We start from the raw sequence: 18,541 nt of genomic DNA on the forward strand, positions 1-18,541 counted from the left end.
AGATAGAGATTCGGTTGTGTAAATCCATTTGTAGCTTGATTTCATAGAGCAGCACACGCTGTGTGGGTCCGCCAAACCTGTCGGTTCTCTGCCAGCCGACAGGGCATTGATATATAATCCGGTTCGTTGTCGGTGGTGGTGGTGGTTCGGGTGTTACGCTTCCCGTCTGGGCAGCGCGTCCTGGGACTTCAGTGCCCCGCACAGCCCTGACCCTGAAAGCATATTGAATGCCATTTTTCAATCCAGTTACAGTATGGAGCGTGCTGGTGCTACCTGTAGGTGTCCAAGTAGAACCACCATCTTGACTGTATTGGTAACCGGTGACAGGAGCGAATAAAGATGATGGGTCTGGTGCTGTCCAGCGCAGTGTCGCTGTCCTATCCCCTGTCGTTGGTTCACCGAAGGTGGCAGTGAGATCTGTAGGCGCAGGGATCATGGGCGTTACGGGTATGGTGTCGGCGTATATGCGGGGTATAACTTGCGGCGGCGGACCGTCGGGCGCCGGATATACAGCTGCGACCCTAACGTTATATTGATTTCCATTGACAAGACCTTCAGAAAGAGATGGGGGCGAGACACCTTTTATCACATAAGATGTACTTGATTTGAGAAGGGCAATTGTGTGACCCAAAAGAGGAGAAACGCCATAAGACGTAAAGGTGTCATTACTGGGCGGTCCCCACGTCAGCTTAATTTGGCGGTCCCCTGCTATTGCTGTAACATTTGTAGGAGGTGTGAGAGTTTGAGCAATGGCTTCAGTGATCCATAGGCTCATGAGGATGAGTAAAGGTATAAATCGTTTCATTTTTAAATCTCCTTGTTGTTTTTAGAATCGAATCGGTGTTTGGGTGTGTCATGCAAAAAAATCAGAAGTTTTATATTTTCACATTTGTTAATGTATATGGTATCATAAATTTCGGTATTAATCAACTTAAAAAGTGCGATAAAGTCAATTATTATAAGGGTTTATGCGAGTGTTGGATTCGGTCATATTTTTTGATATAAATAACAAAATAATAATGACTTTATCTAACATTTTGCGATGGACGCGACTTTTGCTAATTTCTTGTAGGTTGGGTTGAACGGATGCCACCAAAACTGTAAAAATCATAGAAAAACGAACTTTCTGCCAGACACGCCGCATCAACCAGAGACCGAGTGAAACCCAACGCTTTTGTTGTGAATGCTGCAACTCTGACGGTATGAAGTTGGGTTTCACTATGTTCTTGAGCGTATAGGGCAGCCTCTTGGATTTGAAGTGTGTTTGAAACACCACCATCCACCTTCTCAACGCCGTTCAACCCAACCTACAAGAGCTGTTTAGTTTCATAGTTTGGAAACTCATTTTCAATACCAATTCCTGGCGATCAGCACGCAGAGAGGCTTGTAGTATAGGAAACCGTATGAGGTTTAACAAATAAATTGGGTAATTGTGGAAACCACGCAACGTGCGATGAATCGCACGACTACGAACCGATCCACTTGTTATCACACGTCACAGAATTACCCGATTAAATTCTTAATCTTCATTTGGTTTTCTGTGCGTGTATGGTGCACAACCTAACAGGGGACGCTACAAAAGAGAAAGCGAAATGCCCTGATTATTCACTTAGGCGAATTTGGTGTTACTGGAAAAAGAACGGATGTGGTATAATAGTTATCCACATTACAGTGTATTTGAGGCATCGGAGGGCATCTTGATTAGCGAAGCGCGCCTAAAAACAATTCTCAATCAATTTCACGACCAACGTATCCTTGTTATTGGGGATTTTTATCTTGATGCCTACTGGTACGTAGATAAGACCCGTTCAACACTATCGTTGGAAACGCCGTGGCATACGAATCCGGTTGTGGAGCAACGCTATAGTCCGGGTGCTGCAGGCACCGTCACAAATAACCTGAAAGCATTGGGTGTCGGAACGGTTTATACATTAGGGGTCATTGGGGAAGATGGATTTGGGGGGACGCTGCTCAATTGTCTACAGGCGAATGGATGCTTGGCGGATTTTATGGTACAGGTACCAAATTGGGTGACACCTACCTATCTCAAACCGATTCACCGTGGCTATGAAGATGTGGAAACAGAGGGACCGCGATTTGATATTGAGAACCAATCCGCAATGCAAGAGACGGTTGAAATTGCCGTTATTGATGCTCTGCAGAACTGTATCCCACTCGTTGACGGTATAATTGTCGGCGATCAGATGCCGATTGAGAACTTGGGGGTTGTTACCAACCGAGTGAGAGAAAAGTTATGTGAGTTGGCAGTGGCGTTTCCTGAAAAGGTCTTTTTCGCGGACTCCCGCACGCGGATTGGCGCGTACCGAAATGTGATTATTAAACCAAATCGGTTCGAGGCGAAGCGTGCTGTGAAACCGGAGTGGAGCGGGCAGGAGGTTGACATGGCGGAAGCGGAGCAGTGCGCGATTGTACTCGCGGAGCGGACACAAAATACGGTGTACGTTACTCTCGGTGAGAACGGCATTCTTGTCTACTGTAAGGGGGAGTTCACCCACATTCCGGGCATCCCAATTGATGATGAGACCGATCCTGTTGGGGCAGGAGACAGTGTTTCGGCAGGACTTGTCGCGACGCTCTGTAGTCTTGGTGTTGATGCCGCTATTGATGCCGCGTATATTGGGAATTTGGTGGCTTCAATTACTGTCACTAAAATCGGTACGACTGGCACTGCTGCACCCGCGGAAATCCTACAATGTCATCGGGATTGTGAGAATCTAAGCAAGTTTGAATATTAAATTTCCATATCCATTGGAAGATTGGCAGAGGGGTAGTTTATTGGGTCAGTCCGATGCGGTTCATGAAGATTAAGAATTTAATCGGGTAATTTTTTCCGATGCCCGGTGCGGTTCCAAACCGCACCTACCGGGTCTGGGGGAACATAGAATTACCCAAATATTTTATTAAAGTTCATCTGGGGTGGGGAAAATACCTGAACCCCTCGTTGGAACGTTCAGAATTTGTTAGTAGCAACTTGGGTTATAATATTGCTTATGAATATTTTTGATGCGATAACACAGCGTCGAAGCCACCGCGCAACATTTCAGAAACGTGCGATAGATGCTGCTGACCTTGAGAAACTTATTGAAGCCGCGCGGTGGACACCCTCACCGTTCAATGTCCAACCTTGGGAACTGCTGCTCATTCAAGAAGCGGAGGGCAAAATAGCACTCGCCGATGTCACAGAGCAGTCTGTCGTTGACCAGTTCAAGGATGCAAAATTCTTGGATGACAACAGCCGGTGGATGCGTCTGACAGCGGCGGAATGGCAGGAACACGGCGACGGCGTTCTGCTCGAAGAACACGTCACGCTACCGAAACCACTTCAGGACGCGCCAGAAAAGTTGTTGCAAAGCCTATTAAAAAATGCGAAATCTTTCACGCTTTTGGGGCATTTAGGCGCGGGTAAAATACCTGCCAAAGAAATTGCCACACAGGTTCGTGAGGCACCGCTCCTTATATTGGTGACAATGAATTGTAAAAGGTATCCACCCGGTGAAGGCGGAACGCGGTGGATGTGGCTGAGCATGGGGATGTTAATTCAGAATGTGCTCCTTGCTGCAACTGCTTTGGACATCGGTGTGCAGTTTGTGAGTCCGCCGCTCGAACGCGCAGCGGATCGTGAGCATATCCGCCAACTTTTCGATATTCCAACCTCTCATGAGGTGATTACACTACTCAGGATGGGATATATGGAGGAGAGTGGTGGGAACTCTGTCCGCTTAAAACCGTCAGAGTTTGTGCACTTTGAAAAGGTAGTGTAGGCGGGCACAGCAACCCGCCGCCATCTAATAGTAAAACCTACAATTAATTAGACATTATGGGAGGGCGAGGTTACAAACCTCGCCAGCACAATTGACATTATGGGAGGGCGAGGTTACAAACCTCGCCAGCGAAGGAGAGGTGTTTTGTGTTTTCCAAAGTGCCCTGTTATTTTCCGGTTTTACTATAAATTTGGTATATTATGCACCGCGATTCTGTAACGATTCTTTCAATGCCGCTTTCTGTCTTTTCAGTCGCCGTTGCTGGCGTTGGCGGATTTGTGTCCGACGTCGGACCTGTCCGCTTTTACTCCGTGGCATAATTTTACCCCCTTTCTTCGATCGTTTTGGCGAGGTACATGACTGCCGATGTGCATCGCGCTTCTACCTCTGCCATTGCAATAGTAAGTTCTGCTTCTGAGCGTGCGTGTAACTGCAGTCGCTCTTCGGTAACCGTAATGTAACGTTCGTTCTCTACATCAACAAATTCGACCTGTTTTTCGTTTTCGTTCACTAAAGCGTAGTGCGTCAGGCTTTCTTCTGCAGGCGTGTCATCTCTCTGTCCCTTAAAGTGCTCTTTTATTTTTAAGCCGTTAAAATTTTTATAAAGTGCCCGAGCAGGAAGTTCATCAAGGGACACCGGTGGTATTTCTACCGCTGCAGCGGGTGGTGCTGGATCCTCCACAGGAGCGGTTGACATCTGTTCCATATCAATGCTTTCTGGTCCTCCCTCATCTGCGTGTGAAGAAGCCAATTCAGATAGGACGGGTTTCGGAGCCTCTACCTCGCGGTGTTCCAAGTTTTTTCCAGCATCTGAAAATACGGAAACCGGTTGAGATTGATGCCCTTCGGAATCTTCGTACTCCAGAACATCTGAAAGGATTTCTTTGACCTCCTCAGGATTATCAATAATGTCCGGTTCTTCCACCAGGACGCGCAGCGTTTCAATACCAATAGTTTGAATCATCGGATGAAACGCCAGTATTTCCGGTGGGGCTTTCTCAAAGAGCGATCGAGTAACAGAAGCCACCTCTGCAAGTTCTCGGTCGCCTGTCAGTTTGAGACGCGTTTCACATGCCGTAAGTGCTTGCTCTAATCGTCGCATGAAGTCCGGTGTAACGAGATGTGGAAGCACTTCTAACTGAAAATGTTCGCATGCGCGTTCCGCTTCAGGCAATGTGTTTAGTCGATCTGTGTTTGCTACCGTTTCGTATATTGCGTTTGTTAAATGGGTGGAATCTTCGGTAGGTTCAAGAAGCGCCGCTGATTCATCTGTAGGTGCGTCTGTTCTGTCTACTTGATGATCGCTGAGTGATTTCGTCACCCATTTGTACGTGAGTTCAAAATCGAAAAGTACGCCTTCAAGTTCCGGTTCGTCGAGAAGTTGCTGGCTCTGTGAGATACAAGCGTGTAAATGCTCTTCTTCCGATTTTTCGTAAAGCTGTCTGCGTTGTTTTTCAACAGCGAGTTGTTTTTGTCTGGATTTCCGGTCGCGATTTCGTTTTTCACGCTTCCGTGCCACATTTATGGAGCGGCGGCCCTTTTTCTTTGCCATGATAATGTTTTTTGGGGTCAATGTAATTATTTGATGAACTTTAATTCCAAATAGGGCGCAACGTCAAATTCCGTATATTATTAAGTATACATCAACCCAAATTTATTGTCAACCTTAATAGTGTAATAAGTGATAACCCAAGGGTTCACCTAAAGGGTCGGGTCTTAGCGTGAAGCATGATAACTTGCCATTATAGGTGCATAAATTTGCCATAATTTGATTAATTATGCACATAACCTTGCTTAATCACATACCATCGGGTATAATTATAGAAGTGGAAGCGTGGGTTATTGACTGTGCTTCATGTTTTCCATGCGATTTAAATTGTTATTTCCAATAAGGTTTTGCCTTCATCATAGGTTTCACTTTCATCGCATGCACTGTTTACGGGCTGCGACACGAAAGATGAAAAGATACCACACCCGAAACCCAGTAGGGCGGTAGGCGTATAGAAAGTTTATTTAGGTTATATAGCAGTTTTCAAGGTCTGACCTTCACATCAAAATTATTAAAGGGGAAGATTGTATGTATTACAGTAAATACATTAAACCGATTGTTTTCGCGCTCACTATTTTTATAGGCGTTTTGATGTGCGCGTTTGCGACGGTTATAGCAGATGAACACTCCGAAGAGCCGGAAGAAGTAGAAGCTACGAACGAGGCGGAAACGACTGAAGAAGCATCCGAAGCGGATGCTCCCGTGAGGCTTGAAAGTCTTGTTGTCGTGGGTAGCCGTGCGCAACCGCGCTCCGTTTTGGATTCGGCAGTACCGATCGATATTGTGTCAAACGAAGCCTTTGAAAAGCAGGGTGGCGCGGATCTACCGGACCTGCTGAGAACTTTGGTTCCATCATATAACGTCAATACACAGCCGATTAGCGATGCGTCAACAGTGGTGCGTCCGGCGAATTTACGGGGACTCGCCCCAGACCATACACTGGTGCTCGTCAATGGCAAGCGGCGACACCGTGCGGCAGTGATTCACTGGCTCGGAAATGGTCTGTCTGATGGCTCACAGGGACCTGACCTTGCACCTATTCCTGCAATTGCACTGCAACAGGTAGAGGTCCTCCGTGATGGCGCATCCGCGCAATATGGGTCGGACGCTATTGCTGGCGTGATGAATTTTCAATTGAAAGACAACTACGAAGGCGGTTCGTTTGAATTTAAACCCGGTATCTACCAATACGGCGACGGTCGGCAATTTGCGCTCGCTGGTAACATCGGTTTAGGGAATCCAGACGCGTGGAGTAGTCTCAGTTTTGAATACGGGGGTGCAGATCCGACCATCCGGTCTGTCCAACGTAATGATGCCATAAGGTTGATTAACGCAGGCAATTTTAGTGTGAAAGACCCGGCGCAAATTTGGGGACAGCCGATTATAGAGAATGATGTCAAATTGTTTGCCAACTACGGCGCTACCCTCACAGATACCATCGAGTTCTATGGGCATGCCAACTACGCCCGCAAGCGGGTTGAAGGTGGGTTCTATTTCCGAAACCCAAACACTCGCAATGGCGTGTTTAGCCCAAGCGGGAAGGATGGTACGTTGCTCGTCGGAGATCTGCGGGGTTTGTCAGCCGAGATGGCGGATTGGGAAACCCGCAAGGCGGCAGCGGAAGCTGCTGGAGAGGAGTTCACCGAACTCTCACCTCACGACGCTGACGATATCCCGATAGTCAACGACGTTCCTGACCCCGAACGGTTGCAAGCCGTCAAGAATGACCCGAATCTATTCAATTTCCAAGAGATGTTCCCAGGCGGATTCACACCCAGATTCGGTGCATTCATGTGGGATAGTTCCGTGGTCGTTGGCGTTAAAGGCACCGCGCTCAGAGACACGTTGGGTAAGGACTTAACATGGGATCTGAGCGGCTCTTTCGGACGCAACCATGCTGATTTCTTTATCTTCAACACTGTTAATGCTTCGCTCGGTCCAGATACACCGACATATTTTGATCCGGGTGACTATATCCAGACGGATTATAACCTCAACTTTGATGTAACCTATCCGCTCAGCGACATGGTGTTCCTCGCTTCGGGTTTGGAATATCGGGACGAAGGATTTGAAATCATAGAGGGCGAACGCGAGTCGCATCAGATCGGGCCCCTCGCAGCGCAAGGCTTCACTGCCGCATCCAATGGATTTTCGGGGTTCAGCCCGGTTGCAGCAGGCAAGTGGTACCGTTCCAACGTTGCGATGTATCTGGAAAGTGAAATCAGACCGATTGATCCGCTCCTGATCGCGCTTGCTGTGCGTGGTGAACAATTTGAGCTTTTCGGTAGCACCCTGAACTACAAAGCCGCTGTAAACTACAAGGTTACGGAAACAATGCGGTTGCGGGGAAGTTATAGTACCGGGTTCCGCGCGCCGACACCCGGACAGCAAAATACGTTCAACATTACCACTGAATACGATTTTGAGAAGGGTGACCTCGTTAATAAAGGAACAATTCCTTCCACCAACCCGGCTGTTGATGTCGTGACAGGCAAGGAAGATAACTCGCTTGACCCAGAAACATCAAATAACTTCACAGGTGGATTTACCGTTGATATTTTGGGCGTAAATTTCACGGTGGACTTTTTTGATATTCGGCTGAAAAATCGGTTATCGGTGTCCCAACACTTTGCATTGACTGACGCGCAGAAGGCGCAGCTCATCACCGCAGGTGTAACCAGTGCAGCGAATCTGGAAACATTCCAGTTCTTTATCAACGACTTCAGTACCACAACCAACGGTATTGACTTTGTTGTTACAGCACCAATACCCAACGGAAACCTCATCGCCGTGTATAACTTCACGAACACCACAGTTACCGATCACAATCCGGACACACTGGACGATCATCGAATCAGGGAACTGCAAGAGAATTTACCCGCACACCGCGGCACCCTGACTGTTGCGCAATCCATAACGGATGCGTGGGGGGTGCTCGGGCGCGCCAGTTATTTCAGCGGTTGGTTTGATTCTGAAGATTTCTTACAGAATCCAGATGTGGAAGGGACTGGAGAATACACTGGAAGGGTTATTTTCGACTTAGAAACCTCTTACACCGTGGGGGCCGGATTGACGCTCACGCTCGGTGGAAGAAATATCCTTAATACCTTTCCCGATGAAAATCCGAATGGTGCCGATTCTGTCGGCAACAAATATGGGCAGTTCAGTCCGTTCGGTTTTGATGGGGCGTACTGGTATGCTAAAGTCGGATACAGTTTCTAAACCTATTTCCTGAAAAGTGCTATATGCTTTTCGCAAAAGGCGCGGTTTTTAACCGCGCCTATTCCATTTGTATTAAATTTATAATTCTGTTTTAGATAAGGGTGTCTTTTCAAAAATAATGAAGGAGATTCATTTATGAAAGTCGCACTTGCTTTTAAAACGTTACTGCTTCTGATGCATGGTGTTTTAGTTATTTTTATAAGTTTGGCATCTATAGCGGTAGCACAGGAAACTGAAATGGAATCAAGCGATGCAGCCTCTGAACAGGAGGTCATAACGCTTGAGGGTGTCGTTGTAGTCGGGACGCGTGCGGAACCGCGCTCGGTTCTTGAATCTGCTGTCCCAATCGATGTTTTACCGAGTGATGATTTCGTCAAACAGGGAAGCACGGATTTGCCGGACCTGTTGAGAAACTTAGTCCCCTCTTATAACGTTAATGCGCAGCCCATCGCTGATGCGGCTACTGTCGTCCGCCCAGCGAATCTGCGCGGGTTGGCACCAGATCACACGTTGTTATTGGTTAATGGTAAACGCCGCCACCGTGCCTCCGTAATTGCTTGGCTCGGAAATGGATTGTCCGATGGTGCGCAAGGTGCTGATCTTTCTCCTATCCCTTCCATCGCACTGAAACAGGTGGAGGTACTACGAGATGGTGCCTCGGCGCAATACGGTTCGGATGCGATCGCGGGTGTCATGAACCTGCAGCTCAAAGACAGTTATGAAGGCGGATCTTTTGAAATCAAACCGGGTATTTTCCAAGCGGGTGACGGTCTTACCTACGCTCTCGCTGGGAATATCGGTTTGGGGCGGGAAGATCTCTGGACGAATCTGAGTTTAGAATACGGTGGCATGAATGAGACAGACCGCTCAGTCCAACGGGATGATGCCGCTGCCCTTATCAGTGCTGGGAATACGGATGTCGCTGACCCGGCGCAACCGTGGGGACACCCGATTATTAGAAACGACATCAAGCTTTTTGCGAACTACGGTGCGGGCATCACCGATGACATTAAGTTCTACGGTCATGCGAACTACGCACAGAAGGAGGTTGAAGGCGGTTTCTACTTCCGAAATCCCAATACCCGAGGTGCTGTGTTTAGTAATGATGATGGTGGGACGCTGCTTGTCGGAAATTTACGAGGTTTAACAGCGGAAATGGCGGAGTGGGAAACCCGAAAGGCGGAGTGGGAAACCCAAAATGTGGCAGCAGTGGAAGCCGGGGAGGCGTTCCCTGAACCGTCGCCTCACGATGCTGACGATATTCCTATAAACAACAACGTTCCTGATCCGGTTGCCTTACAACAGGTATCCAGTGACCCGAATCTTTTCACATTCCAAGAACTCTTTCCGGGTGGGTTTACCCCTCGCTTCGGTGCTGATACCCAAGATGCTTCGCTCCTCGTTGGTCTGAAGGGAACAATCGCGGACGACTTAGGGTGGGATTTGAGTGCTTCCTATGGACGGCACGCCTCCGATTTCTTTATCAGAAATACAGTCAATGCCTCACTTGGACCCGACACACCGACTGAATTTGATCCGGGTGATTATATCCAAGCAGATACGAACATTAACCTTGATCTGACCTATCCATTGCACGATATGGTGTTCCTCGCTTCCGGGCTGGAATATCGAACAGAAACGTTTGAGATTGTGCAGGGACAGGTTGAGTCTTGGGAGATCGGTCCGTTGGCGAGTCAAGGGTTTAGTTCAGGATCGAATGGGTTCCCCGGCTTCAGTGATATTGCCGCAGGGAGTTGGACCCGTTCTAATTTCGCTGGTTATTTGGAAAGTGAGTTGAGACCTCTTGACTTCTGGACGGTTAATGCCGCTGTCCGTGGTGAGTACTTTGACGATTTTGGTAGCACAGTCAACTACAAAATCGCGACGAACTATGGCATTGCCGACACGCTCAAATCACTGCTTTCGGTTGATCCGGGTGTTGATCTGAGGGTACGCGGTGGTTACAGCACCGGTTTCAGAGCGCCCACACCGGGACAGCAGAATGCCTTTAACGTCACAACGGAGTTCGGTGAGAACAATACGTTAGTCAATAAGGGGACGATTCCTTCCACACATGGTGCCGCACGTTTGGTAGGTGGTAAGGCACTTGAACCGGAAAAGTCGAAGAATTTCACGGTTGGCACGGTGGTCAGTCACGCTATTGCGAGTATCACGATCGACTATTTCAACATCAAAGTAGAAGACCGGCTGGCACCTTCACGGGACTTCAACCGTGGCACAGATATTACCGAAGCACAAATCCAGCAGCTTGTCGCTGAAGGTATCACGAGTGCAGGAAATTTACAGGAATTCCGATTCTTTACCAATGAATTTGAGACGAGCACCCAAGGGATTGATGTGATTCTCACGGCACCCATATTGGACGGTACGCTGAGTGTTGCTTACAACTATACCGAAACAGAGGTAACTAAGCACAATCCAGATATTCTCAACGAAGTCCGTATCAACCTAATACAGGAAGGGATACCACGGCATCGTGGAAATGTGACCTTGACCCAAGCTATCGGCAACAGTTTGGGGGTATTGGGCAGAGTGAATTATTACGGTCCTTGGTACGAGAATGCGGTAGGCGCGCAAACCTACAGTGAGGCGTTTTTGGTGGACCTTGAAGTCAGTTACGCAATCGTTGAAAACTTAGGCATCACAATTGGCGTGAATAATGTTCTCAATGTTGAACCGGATAATATTACTGAGGCAGAGGGGCCTGACGTACCCTTTGATATTAAAGAGTTTCCTGCCAGAATCGTTGGTAGACCCTTCGGTGAGTATAGTCCGTATGGGTTTGGCGGTGCGTTCTGGTATACTAAAGTTGGTTATAGTTTTTAGGATAGGACTTACGCAATTTTCTGATAATTAGGGACATTCCACATGCCGCTGGCGAGGTTTCAAACCTCGCCAGCAACGGAGCTGCGTGAGTTCTGTAGGAATTATACAGTTTATATTTTGTGTTGGGAAGCGGTTTAAGACCGTTTCTCAAGGTGAAGAGAAGTCTTTATACTATTTTTTATATTTTTGTAAAGCGAGGTAATTGAAATGAGCAATCAGTCCAGAGATGCAGAATATACAATGGGCCGCAGTGAGGAAGAGACACAACGCTTGATCGAGCAATCGCAGCTTTATGACGATGTGACACGCCGCTTTTTCCTCAGAAGCGGTATCGCTAAAGGGATGAAAGTACTTGATGTCGGTAGTGGTGCCGGTGATGTGGCACTCACGCTCGCTGAATTTGTTGGTCAGGAAGGAAAGGTCGTTGGTGTAGATGTCAACCCTGATGTTCTCAAAACAGCACAAGAACGAGCCGATGCAGCAGGTTTTTCAAACGTTGAATTCATTGCCGGTGATGCCCGAACGCTTGAATTTCCAGACGACTTTGATGCCATCGTCGGTAGACTTGTCCTGTTGTATATGTCAGACCCAGCAGAGGCACTTAAAACGTTGAGCACTCGTCTTCGCCCCGGCGGAATTGTCGCCTTTCAGGATACTGAACTCGCGCTCTACCGGACGGTTATACATCCGGATACACCTTTGATAAATCAGTTGGTTGAATGGGGGCTCACAGTGTTTGAACGTTCAGGGGCACATCTCAACATGGGAATGGAACTTTATCGGGTATTCGTTGATGCGGGTCTGCCTGAGCCTACCTTACACTTTGAGGCTCCGATGGGCGGTCCTGAGGGCTGGCCCGGGTTTGAGTATCTCGCCAACAGTTTTCGGAGCCTCGTTCCGCTTATGGAGGCGTATGGCATTGCGACAAGTGAAGAGATAGATATCGACACACTTGCAGATCGGATTCAAGCGGAAGTCACGACCTCAAAACGACCGCTCCTGTTGCCGCCGCACATCACAGCGTATGCCTCCCTACCGACGTAAAAGGGATCGATGTATGGCGAAAGATCAGGCGAAGAACTTGCCCGCGTCAAATAGCGATGCTACCTATACGTTAGGGCGCACCTCCCACGAAACGGATCGTCTCATTGAGCAGTCAAGAATCTATGGGGACTCAACGCAACGTCTCTGCAGACGAGCCGGTATAACGAAAGGAATGCGGGTGCTGGAAATCGGTAGTGGTGCCGGTGATGTCGCACTCATGCTTGCTGAGCTCGTTGGGCAAGAGGGACAGGTTGTCGGTGTAGATGTCAATTCGGTAATTCTAAAAACCGCACGCCACCGCGCAACCGAAGCAGGTATGCGGAACGTTGAATTTATTGCTGGTGATGCGCGAACGCTTGATTTTGGGGATAAATTTGACGCTATTGTCGGGCGATTTGTGTTGATGTATATGGCGGATCCAGGAAAAGCTTTTGCCAAACTCGTAACGCATTTGAATCCGCGTGGTATCGTCGCGTTTCAGGAGCCCGAATACACGCTTTACCCAGCACTCTCGCATCCGGACACGCCTCTCATGAACCAACTTGTTAGGTGGATCTTGGACGTGTTTGAACATTCAGGAGCACATCTTGACATGGGAATCGGTCTTTATCGTGCTTTTGTTGACGCAGGTTTGCCACCACCAACGATGCATCTTGAGTCTCCAATCGGTGCCGCTAAAACATGGGCAGGCTACCGATATATGGCGACTATTTTCCAAAGTCTCCTTCCGCTTTTAGAGAAGTACGGACTTGCGACAGTCGATCAGGTAGATGTCAATACGTTAGCTGCACGTCTTCGGCAGGAGGTACTCGCATCGAAACGTCCGTTTTTCTTACCGCTACATATAACTGCGTATGCAGTACGCTCAACCTGAATTAACTGAGGATGGTGAAGTCGCATCCTTGGTGCGACAATTTCTGATGATAACAACCGATGGTTGATAAACTGAAAAGGATAAAAAATGTAATTTTGGGTTGATATGCGGATTGAAATGTGGTATAATTTATTACATAAAATTAACTTAACATAATTCCATCTAACCTATAATCGCGCTTTTGGTGCGCGTGCGTCAGATGGGGTTCACTTAATTAATCTCTGCTCCCTGCTTTTATTGTAGTGGCAGTGGAGCCATTAGTCCGAAGAGAGGCACGAAATTTGAAACCTTACGAACTCCTGCTTATCATCACGCCTGACCACGATGAAAACGAAGCAGAGGCTCTTACGAATCAAGTGAAGGGCATTATTGAAAACGGGGGTACCCTCCTGAAAGTTGATCCGTGGGGCAAGAAGCGACTCGCCTATCCAATCCGGAAACGGAGTGAAGGCTATTATGTGCTCTATATTTTTGAGTGCGAAACGAGTTTTGTCGCGGAACTGAACCAATCCTTGCATGTCATTGAAGCGATTTTGCGCTATATGGTCGTCCAATATGAGGATGATATTGAGAAGTTGAAAGCGGAACTCACCGGCGAGACAGGCGAGGATAAGGAATCGACGTCAGATGAGAAACCCACATCGGATCAAGAATCAACACCGAGTGAAGATTCGACATCGGGTGATGATACAGCAACTGAAGAGACAACAGATGATGATGCAGCGGCTGAAGATGCAACAGAATCTGCCTAAATAAGCGTCATCTAAATTTAAGCGAGTTTTTGGCTTGTAGGCAACCTCCAAAGGTCCGAGCCTACAGATGAAGAGGAGAAACCATGGCAAGTTACAACAAGGTCATCTTGATGGGAAATCTGACTCGCGACCCTGAAGTAAAATTCCTGCCGAGCGGGACAGCTGTCGCGAATTTTGGGTTGGCTATGAATGAAAGTTACACGGATCAGCAGACTGGTGAAAAGAAAGAGTCCGCCTGTTTTGTTGACGTAGAAGCATGGGGTAGACAAGCTGAGATTGTAGGTGAATATTTCAGTAAAGGCAGACCGATTTTGGTTGAAGGTTCCCTCAAATACGATTCGTGGGAAGCCGAGGATGGCACTAAGCGGAACCGACTTAAAGTCCGCCTGCAACGGTTCCAATTTGTTGGGCGACGCGATGAAGATGAGATGGGCGGTGGTTACGCGGATGCTCAACCTGCAGCGGCACCAACACAGTCCGCGCCTTATGAAGATGCGCCTGCACCTGCACCGAGCAGCACACCTTCCGCAACGGAAGACGACATCCCGTTTTAAATATGGCTATCAGCCGTCGGCGATCAGGCATCAGTCTATTAACCATCGGTTCTCTATCAGCAAAGACCGCGTTGACGACGCGATCTTTGCTGATTGCTGATTGCTGACCACTGACGGCTATACTAAAAAAAGGAACTGAATTGATATGGCATTCCGTCGCAGGCAGCGCTACAACAAAATTGAGTCTTTCGACTACAAAGATGTAGATATGCTGCGAAAATTTATTAATGAACGTGGCAAAATTGTGAGTCGCCGGGTTACGGGACTATCGGCGAAACAACAGCGAATGGTGACGCGTGCAGTGAAGCGCGCACGCAATATGGCACTCTTGCCATTTACACGATAGATAAAAGTGGGGTTTCAGGCATAATAGAACCGGTTGCCCTACAAAAAATAGTTTAGGTTTTCAATTATGGAAGTGATTCTAAAGAAAAGTGTGGAAGGGCTCGGGGCACCGGGCGATGTATTGAAGGTCGCAGATGGCTATGCACGCAACTACCTGATCCCGATGCAGCTGGCGGTGCATGCAACGGAACGGAATCGTCGCCACCTTGAGCATGAGAAACGAGTAATTGACCACCAGGAAGCGAAAGATAAAGAGCACGCGCAGGAAATCGCTGCGCAGATGGCTGGTGTTACATGCACACTGAGTCGGCGTGCCGGCGAAAACGACCGGCTTTTTGGTTCTGTTACCTCTATGGATATTGCTGAGGTTGTACGGGCTCAGGGCTTCGACTTGGAACGCCGATTCTTTGAACTTGTAGAACCGATTCGTGAACTCGGTGTGTTTATGGTGCCCGTCAGGTTGCATACGGATGTTATTGTTGAACTCCGTGTTGTTGTTGAACGTGAAGAATAATTATGCAGGCACAAGCGGTTGATACTCTCTCTGACAAGGAAGCTGAACAAGCCGTACTTGGCGCGATGATGACTGAAAAGTCGGTAATTCCTCAGGTAATTAATCTACTGGGGCATACCTCTGACGCATTTTTTACGACCGACCATCAGCTTATCTACGCAGCCATCCTTGCTGTGTATGACCGCGTTAGCAATGCGGATCCGCTTCTTGTTGCCGATGAATTAAAACGGACGGATCAAATCAATCGGGCGGGGGGTGCTGGCTACCTGTATGAACTCCAAGCCCCCATTGTGGAGACGGAAAGTACGGAGTTTTATGCGGATATTTTGCATGAGAAGTCGACGCGGCGTCGGTTGACCCAAGCGGGGGGGCAGATTCGCGAACTTGCTCAAGATGAAACCATAGAACTTACAGAGATTCTCAATCAATCGCAGGAAGCCGTCTTTGAACTCGGACAAAATGACTCCCAACGCGGATTTCATTCTATCCGTCCGTTGATTACAACGAGTATAGACGCAATAGAAAAACTCTACCACAAAGCCGATCGGTTCTTAGGGGTGCCGACCGGCTTTATGGATTTTGACCACATGACATCGGGGTTGCAACCGGGTAATTTTATTATCATTGCCGCGCGACCGAGTATGGGAAAAACGACCTTAGTGCTAAATATGGCACAAAACGTCGCGCTTGAACAGGAGCGTCCAGTCGCCATCTTTAGTCTTGAGATGCCGGCACAGGATATCGTCATGCGGATGTTATCCGCGGAAGCCCGGATTGATTTTGGACGACTCCGAACCGGTAATTTCAGTGAGGATTATTGGAGACCTTTGACCGAAGGCGCGAGTCGGTTGGCTGAGGCACCCATCCTCATTAATGATAACCGTGGGCTTACCGTTCAGGGGCTACGCGCCGAGGGACGACGCCTGAAAGGCGAATACAACGATCTCGCACTCATTATCGTTGACTATCTGCAGTTGTTGAGAGGGACGGGCAGATATAATGCTCGTGAACAGGAGATTTCCGAAATCTCACGTTCCTTGAAGGTACTCGCGTGGGAACTCAATGTCCCGATTATTGCTTGCTCGCAGTTGAGCCGTGAAGTTGAACGCCGTCCGGATAAGCAACCACAGCTTTCAGATTTACGCGAATCTGGCGCAATTGAACAGGATGCTGACATCGTTGCCTTCTTGTATCGTGAAGATTATTACGAGGAAGAGGAGATCGGAGATAGGGTTGAGGCGAACCTGATGATTAAAAAACAGCGTAACGGGCCAACTGGAACAGTCGTTCTCTATTTTACTAAAAAACAGATGCGATTTGAAAATCCTAATTAAACAAAAATATGGATCAGCAATCCACTACAAGTGAAACCTCTGGTGGTTTCCGTGATTTGATTAAGATTCGGTTGCATAATGTGCTTTCCGAGATAGGACAAGCCTTTACGCTCTTTTTTCAAACCCTTGTTCAAATTTTCCGCCCTCCCTTTCAGTTTGATTTGTTAATTAAGCAATTATTGTTAGTCGGTTTCAATTCTCTGGCTGTCGTTATTGTCTCAGGGTTTTTCACCGGAATGGTGCTCGGTGTTCAGGGTTACATTCAACTCAAACCTTATGCGGTGGAAGGGTCAGTCGCGAGGTTTGTTTGTGTCTCAGTCGTGAAGGAACTCGGACCGATGATAACCGCATTCGTGCTTGCGGGGCGTATCGGCGCATCAATTACTGCTGAACTTTCGACGATGAAGGTTACGGAGCAAATTGATGCCCTTGAAGTAATGGGCACGAATCCAGTCAAATATTTGGTGGTGCCGCGTTTTCTCGCTTGTTCTATGATGCTGCCGACGCTTACTATCTATTCAACATTTGCGGGTATTGCTGGTGGTTTTGTTGCTGTTGTTGCCCTATTTGATGTAAATGGCTACTTTTTTCTCTTGGAAGTACAAAAAAATCTTTTTGTTGGAAGTGTTCTCATTAGTTTAATTAAAGCAACCTCTTTCGGGATGGCAATTGCTGCAGTTGGGTGCTATAAGGGGTTTACTATCTCGACAGCAGGTGGTGCTGAAGGTGTTGGCACTGCTACAACGGGTTCTGCTGTTATTTCACTTGTTGCTATTCTTGTACTGGATTTTGTCTTAAATCATATCCTCTTTAACATCCTTGGGTTGGTATAATCAGCTTGTCAGTAACCAGTTATCAGTTAAAGAGATGTTCGTGGCAGCCATAAGAATCTCTTTAACTGGTAACTCAAGACTCGTAACTCGTAACTAAGGCAAAAAATATGATTTCGATTAAAAATGTCACCAAAAATTTTGGGGGGAAAAACGTTTTAAACGGACTGAGTCTTGAAATTTCGCGTGGTGAGACGCTCGTAGTTATGGGGCAAAGCGGGTGTGGTAAAAGTGTACTTCTCAAAATTATCACAGGGCTGATTTCTGCCGATTCCGGTGAAATCTGGTTTGATGGCACAGAAATATCAAAACTGAAAACGAAAAAAATGAATATCCTCCGTCGAAAAATCGGGATGCTGTTTCAGTCTGCCGCCCTTTTTGACTCGATGAGTGTCGCTGAAAACATCGCTTTTATGCTTGATCAACATACCGATCTTAGCAAGCAAGAGATGCGTAAGATCGTTGATGAGAAGCTCAGCCTTGTTGATTTAGAGGGAGTCCAAGACTTACGGCCAGCCGAATTAAGCGGCGGCATGCGGAAACGAGTTGGCCTTGCCCGGGCACTCGCGTTTGAACCGGAAGTTATTTTTTACGATGAACCCACAACAGGACTGGATCCGGTTACCTGCACTGAGATCAATCAACTTATCAGAGACCTCCACGAAAGGCTGCGAGTCACTTCCGTCGTGGTAACGCATGATATGCACAGTGCTTTCAGTGTTGCTACACGGATGGCTATGATTCATGAAGGTGAAAAGATTGCAGACGGAAGGCCAGATGAGATCATCAACATCGACAATCCCATTTTGCAACAGTTCATCCTATTTGGAGCACCAGACCAGATTCTCAACATGGAAAATCCCATTTTGAAAACATATTTGGGGAGATAGGATC

General features: G+C 47.7%; 16 protein-coding genes. 13 read left to right on the plus strand and 3 right to left on the minus strand.

Annotation, left to right across the window (positions count from 1 at the left end):
* Together OXH39_13290 and OXH39_13295 are read right to left on the minus strand one after the other, a co-directional pair.
* The coding region (locus tag OXH39_13290) for a fibronectin type III domain-containing protein (protein ID MCY3551428.1) at positions 1-805 on the minus strand (805 nt) is incomplete at its 3' end.
* Positions 806-1,058: 253 nt separating this feature from the next.
* A complete protein-coding gene (locus tag OXH39_13295) occupies positions 1,059-1,301 on the minus strand; it encodes a hypothetical protein (protein MCY3551429.1) in 243 nt (80 codons plus the stop codon).
* A 321-nt stretch (positions 1,302-1,622) separates the two neighbouring features.
* Between OXH39_13295 and OXH39_13300 the strand changes: the two genes are divergently transcribed.
* Together OXH39_13300 and OXH39_13305 are read left to right on the plus strand one after the other, a co-directional pair.
* Positions 1,623-2,756, plus strand: a complete 1,134-nt coding sequence (locus OXH39_13300) for a PfkB family carbohydrate kinase (protein MCY3551430.1) — start codon at positions 1,623-1,625, stop codon at positions 2,754-2,756.
* 255 nt (positions 2,757-3,011) lie between these two features.
* Positions 3,012-3,782, plus strand: a complete 771-nt coding sequence (locus tag OXH39_13305) for a nitroreductase family protein (GenBank protein ID MCY3551431.1) — start codon at positions 3,012-3,014, stop codon at positions 3,780-3,782.
* 322 nt (positions 3,783-4,104) lie between these two features.
* Here the strand turns inward: OXH39_13305 and OXH39_13310 are convergent, their stop codons facing one another.
* The gene (locus tag OXH39_13310) at positions 4,105-5,334 is read right to left on the minus strand and encodes a hypothetical protein (protein ID MCY3551432.1); all 1,230 of its coding nucleotides are present in this window, start codon (positions 5,332-5,334) and stop codon (positions 4,105-4,107) included.
* A gap of 525 nt (positions 5,335-5,859) precedes the next feature.
* Here OXH39_13310 and OXH39_13315 point away from each other — a divergent pair.
* The 11 genes from OXH39_13315 to OXH39_13365 all read left to right on the plus strand — a co-directional run bounded on the left by OXH39_13315 (position 5,860) and on the right by OXH39_13365 (position 18,537).
* Positions 5,860-8,553 carry a TonB-dependent receptor gene (locus OXH39_13315; GenBank protein MCY3551433.1) on the plus strand — a complete coding sequence of 898 codons (2,694 nt, stop codon included), beginning with the start codon at positions 5,860-5,862 and terminating at the stop codon, positions 8,551-8,553.
* Between the two features lie 135 nt (positions 8,554-8,688).
* Positions 8,689-11,400 (plus strand): TonB-dependent receptor, encoded by a 2,712-nt coding sequence (locus tag OXH39_13320; protein MCY3551434.1) that lies wholly within the window; start codon positions 8,689-8,691, stop codon positions 11,398-11,400.
* A 207-nt stretch (positions 11,401-11,607) separates the two neighbouring features.
* Positions 11,608-12,444: a class I SAM-dependent methyltransferase gene (locus OXH39_13325; GenBank protein ID MCY3551435.1), complete on the plus strand. Its 837-nt coding sequence runs from the start codon at positions 11,608-11,610 to the stop codon at positions 12,442-12,444.
* A 13-nt stretch (positions 12,445-12,457) separates the two neighbouring features.
* On the plus strand, positions 12,458-13,318 hold the full coding sequence (locus OXH39_13330; GenBank protein ID MCY3551436.1) for a methyltransferase domain-containing protein: 861 nt from the start codon (positions 12,458-12,460) through the stop codon (positions 13,316-13,318).
* 281 nt (positions 13,319-13,599) lie between these two features.
* Entirely contained in the window at positions 13,600-14,070 is a 471-nt protein-coding gene (gene rpsF / locus OXH39_13335; GenBank protein ID MCY3551437.1) for a 30S ribosomal protein S6, read from the plus strand.
* 83 nt (positions 14,071-14,153) lie between these two features.
* A complete protein-coding gene (locus OXH39_13340) occupies positions 14,154-14,624 on the plus strand; it encodes a single-stranded DNA-binding protein (GenBank protein ID MCY3551438.1) in 471 nt (156 codons plus the stop codon).
* A 145-nt stretch (positions 14,625-14,769) separates the two neighbouring features.
* Positions 14,770-14,970, plus strand: a complete 201-nt coding sequence (gene rpsR, locus OXH39_13345) for a 30S ribosomal protein S18 (protein ID MCY3551439.1) — start codon at positions 14,770-14,772, stop codon at positions 14,968-14,970.
* Between the two features lie 66 nt (positions 14,971-15,036).
* Positions 15,037-15,483 carry a 50S ribosomal protein L9 gene (gene rplI / locus OXH39_13350; protein MCY3551440.1) on the plus strand — a complete coding sequence of 149 codons (447 nt, stop codon included), beginning with the start codon at positions 15,037-15,039 and terminating at the stop codon, positions 15,481-15,483.
* Between the two features lie 2 nt (positions 15,484-15,485).
* The gene (gene dnaB / locus OXH39_13355) at positions 15,486-16,817 is read left to right on the plus strand and encodes a replicative DNA helicase (protein ID MCY3551441.1); all 1,332 of its coding nucleotides are present in this window, start codon (positions 15,486-15,488) and stop codon (positions 16,815-16,817) included.
* An 8-nt stretch (positions 16,818-16,825) separates the two neighbouring features.
* Positions 16,826-17,650, plus strand: a complete 825-nt coding sequence (locus OXH39_13360) for an ABC transporter permease (protein MCY3551442.1) — start codon at positions 16,826-16,828, stop codon at positions 17,648-17,650.
* A 107-nt stretch (positions 17,651-17,757) separates the two neighbouring features.
* The gene (locus OXH39_13365) at positions 17,758-18,537 is read left to right on the plus strand and encodes an ABC transporter ATP-binding protein (protein ID MCY3551443.1); all 780 of its coding nucleotides are present in this window, start codon (positions 17,758-17,760) and stop codon (positions 18,535-18,537) included.
* Positions 18,538-18,541: the final 4 nt, after the last annotated feature.

The organism is Candidatus Poribacteria bacterium, assembly GCA_026702755.1.
Classification (GTDB): domain Bacteria; phylum Poribacteria; class WGA-4E; order WGA-4E; family WGA-3G; genus WGA-3G.

Bases quoted from the DNA above. Each gene is read 5' to 3' on its own strand.
- OXH39_13305 (MCY3551431.1), top strand. From the start codon at position 3,012: ATGAATATTTTTGATGCGATAACACAGCGTCGAAGCCACCGCGCAACA.
- OXH39_13310 (MCY3551432.1), bottom strand. From the start codon at position 5,334: ATGGCAAAGAAAAAGGGCCGCCGCTCCATAAATGTGGCACGGAAGCGT.
- OXH39_13315 (MCY3551433.1), top strand. From the start codon at position 5,860: ATGTATTACAGTAAATACATTAAACCGATTGTTTTCGCGCTCACTATT.
- OXH39_13320 (MCY3551434.1), top strand. From the start codon at position 8,689: ATGAAAGTCGCACTTGCTTTTAAAACGTTACTGCTTCTGATGCATGGT.
- OXH39_13325 (MCY3551435.1), top strand. From the start codon at position 11,608: ATGAGCAATCAGTCCAGAGATGCAGAATATACAATGGGCCGCAGTGAG.
- OXH39_13330 (MCY3551436.1), top strand. From the start codon at position 12,458: ATGGCGAAAGATCAGGCGAAGAACTTGCCCGCGTCAAATAGCGATGCT.
- OXH39_13340 (MCY3551438.1), top strand. From the start codon at position 14,154: ATGGCAAGTTACAACAAGGTCATCTTGATGGGAAATCTGACTCGCGAC.
- rpsR (MCY3551439.1), top strand. From the start codon at position 14,770: ATGGCATTCCGTCGCAGGCAGCGCTACAACAAAATTGAGTCTTTCGAC.
- rplI (MCY3551440.1), top strand. From the start codon at position 15,037: ATGGAAGTGATTCTAAAGAAAAGTGTGGAAGGGCTCGGGGCACCGGGC.
- dnaB (MCY3551441.1), top strand. From the start codon at position 15,486: ATGCAGGCACAAGCGGTTGATACTCTCTCTGACAAGGAAGCTGAACAA.
- OXH39_13360 (MCY3551442.1), top strand. From the start codon at position 16,826: ATGGATCAGCAATCCACTACAAGTGAAACCTCTGGTGGTTTCCGTGAT.
- OXH39_13365 (MCY3551443.1), top strand. From the start codon at position 17,758: ATGATTTCGATTAAAAATGTCACCAAAAATTTTGGGGGGAAAAACGTT.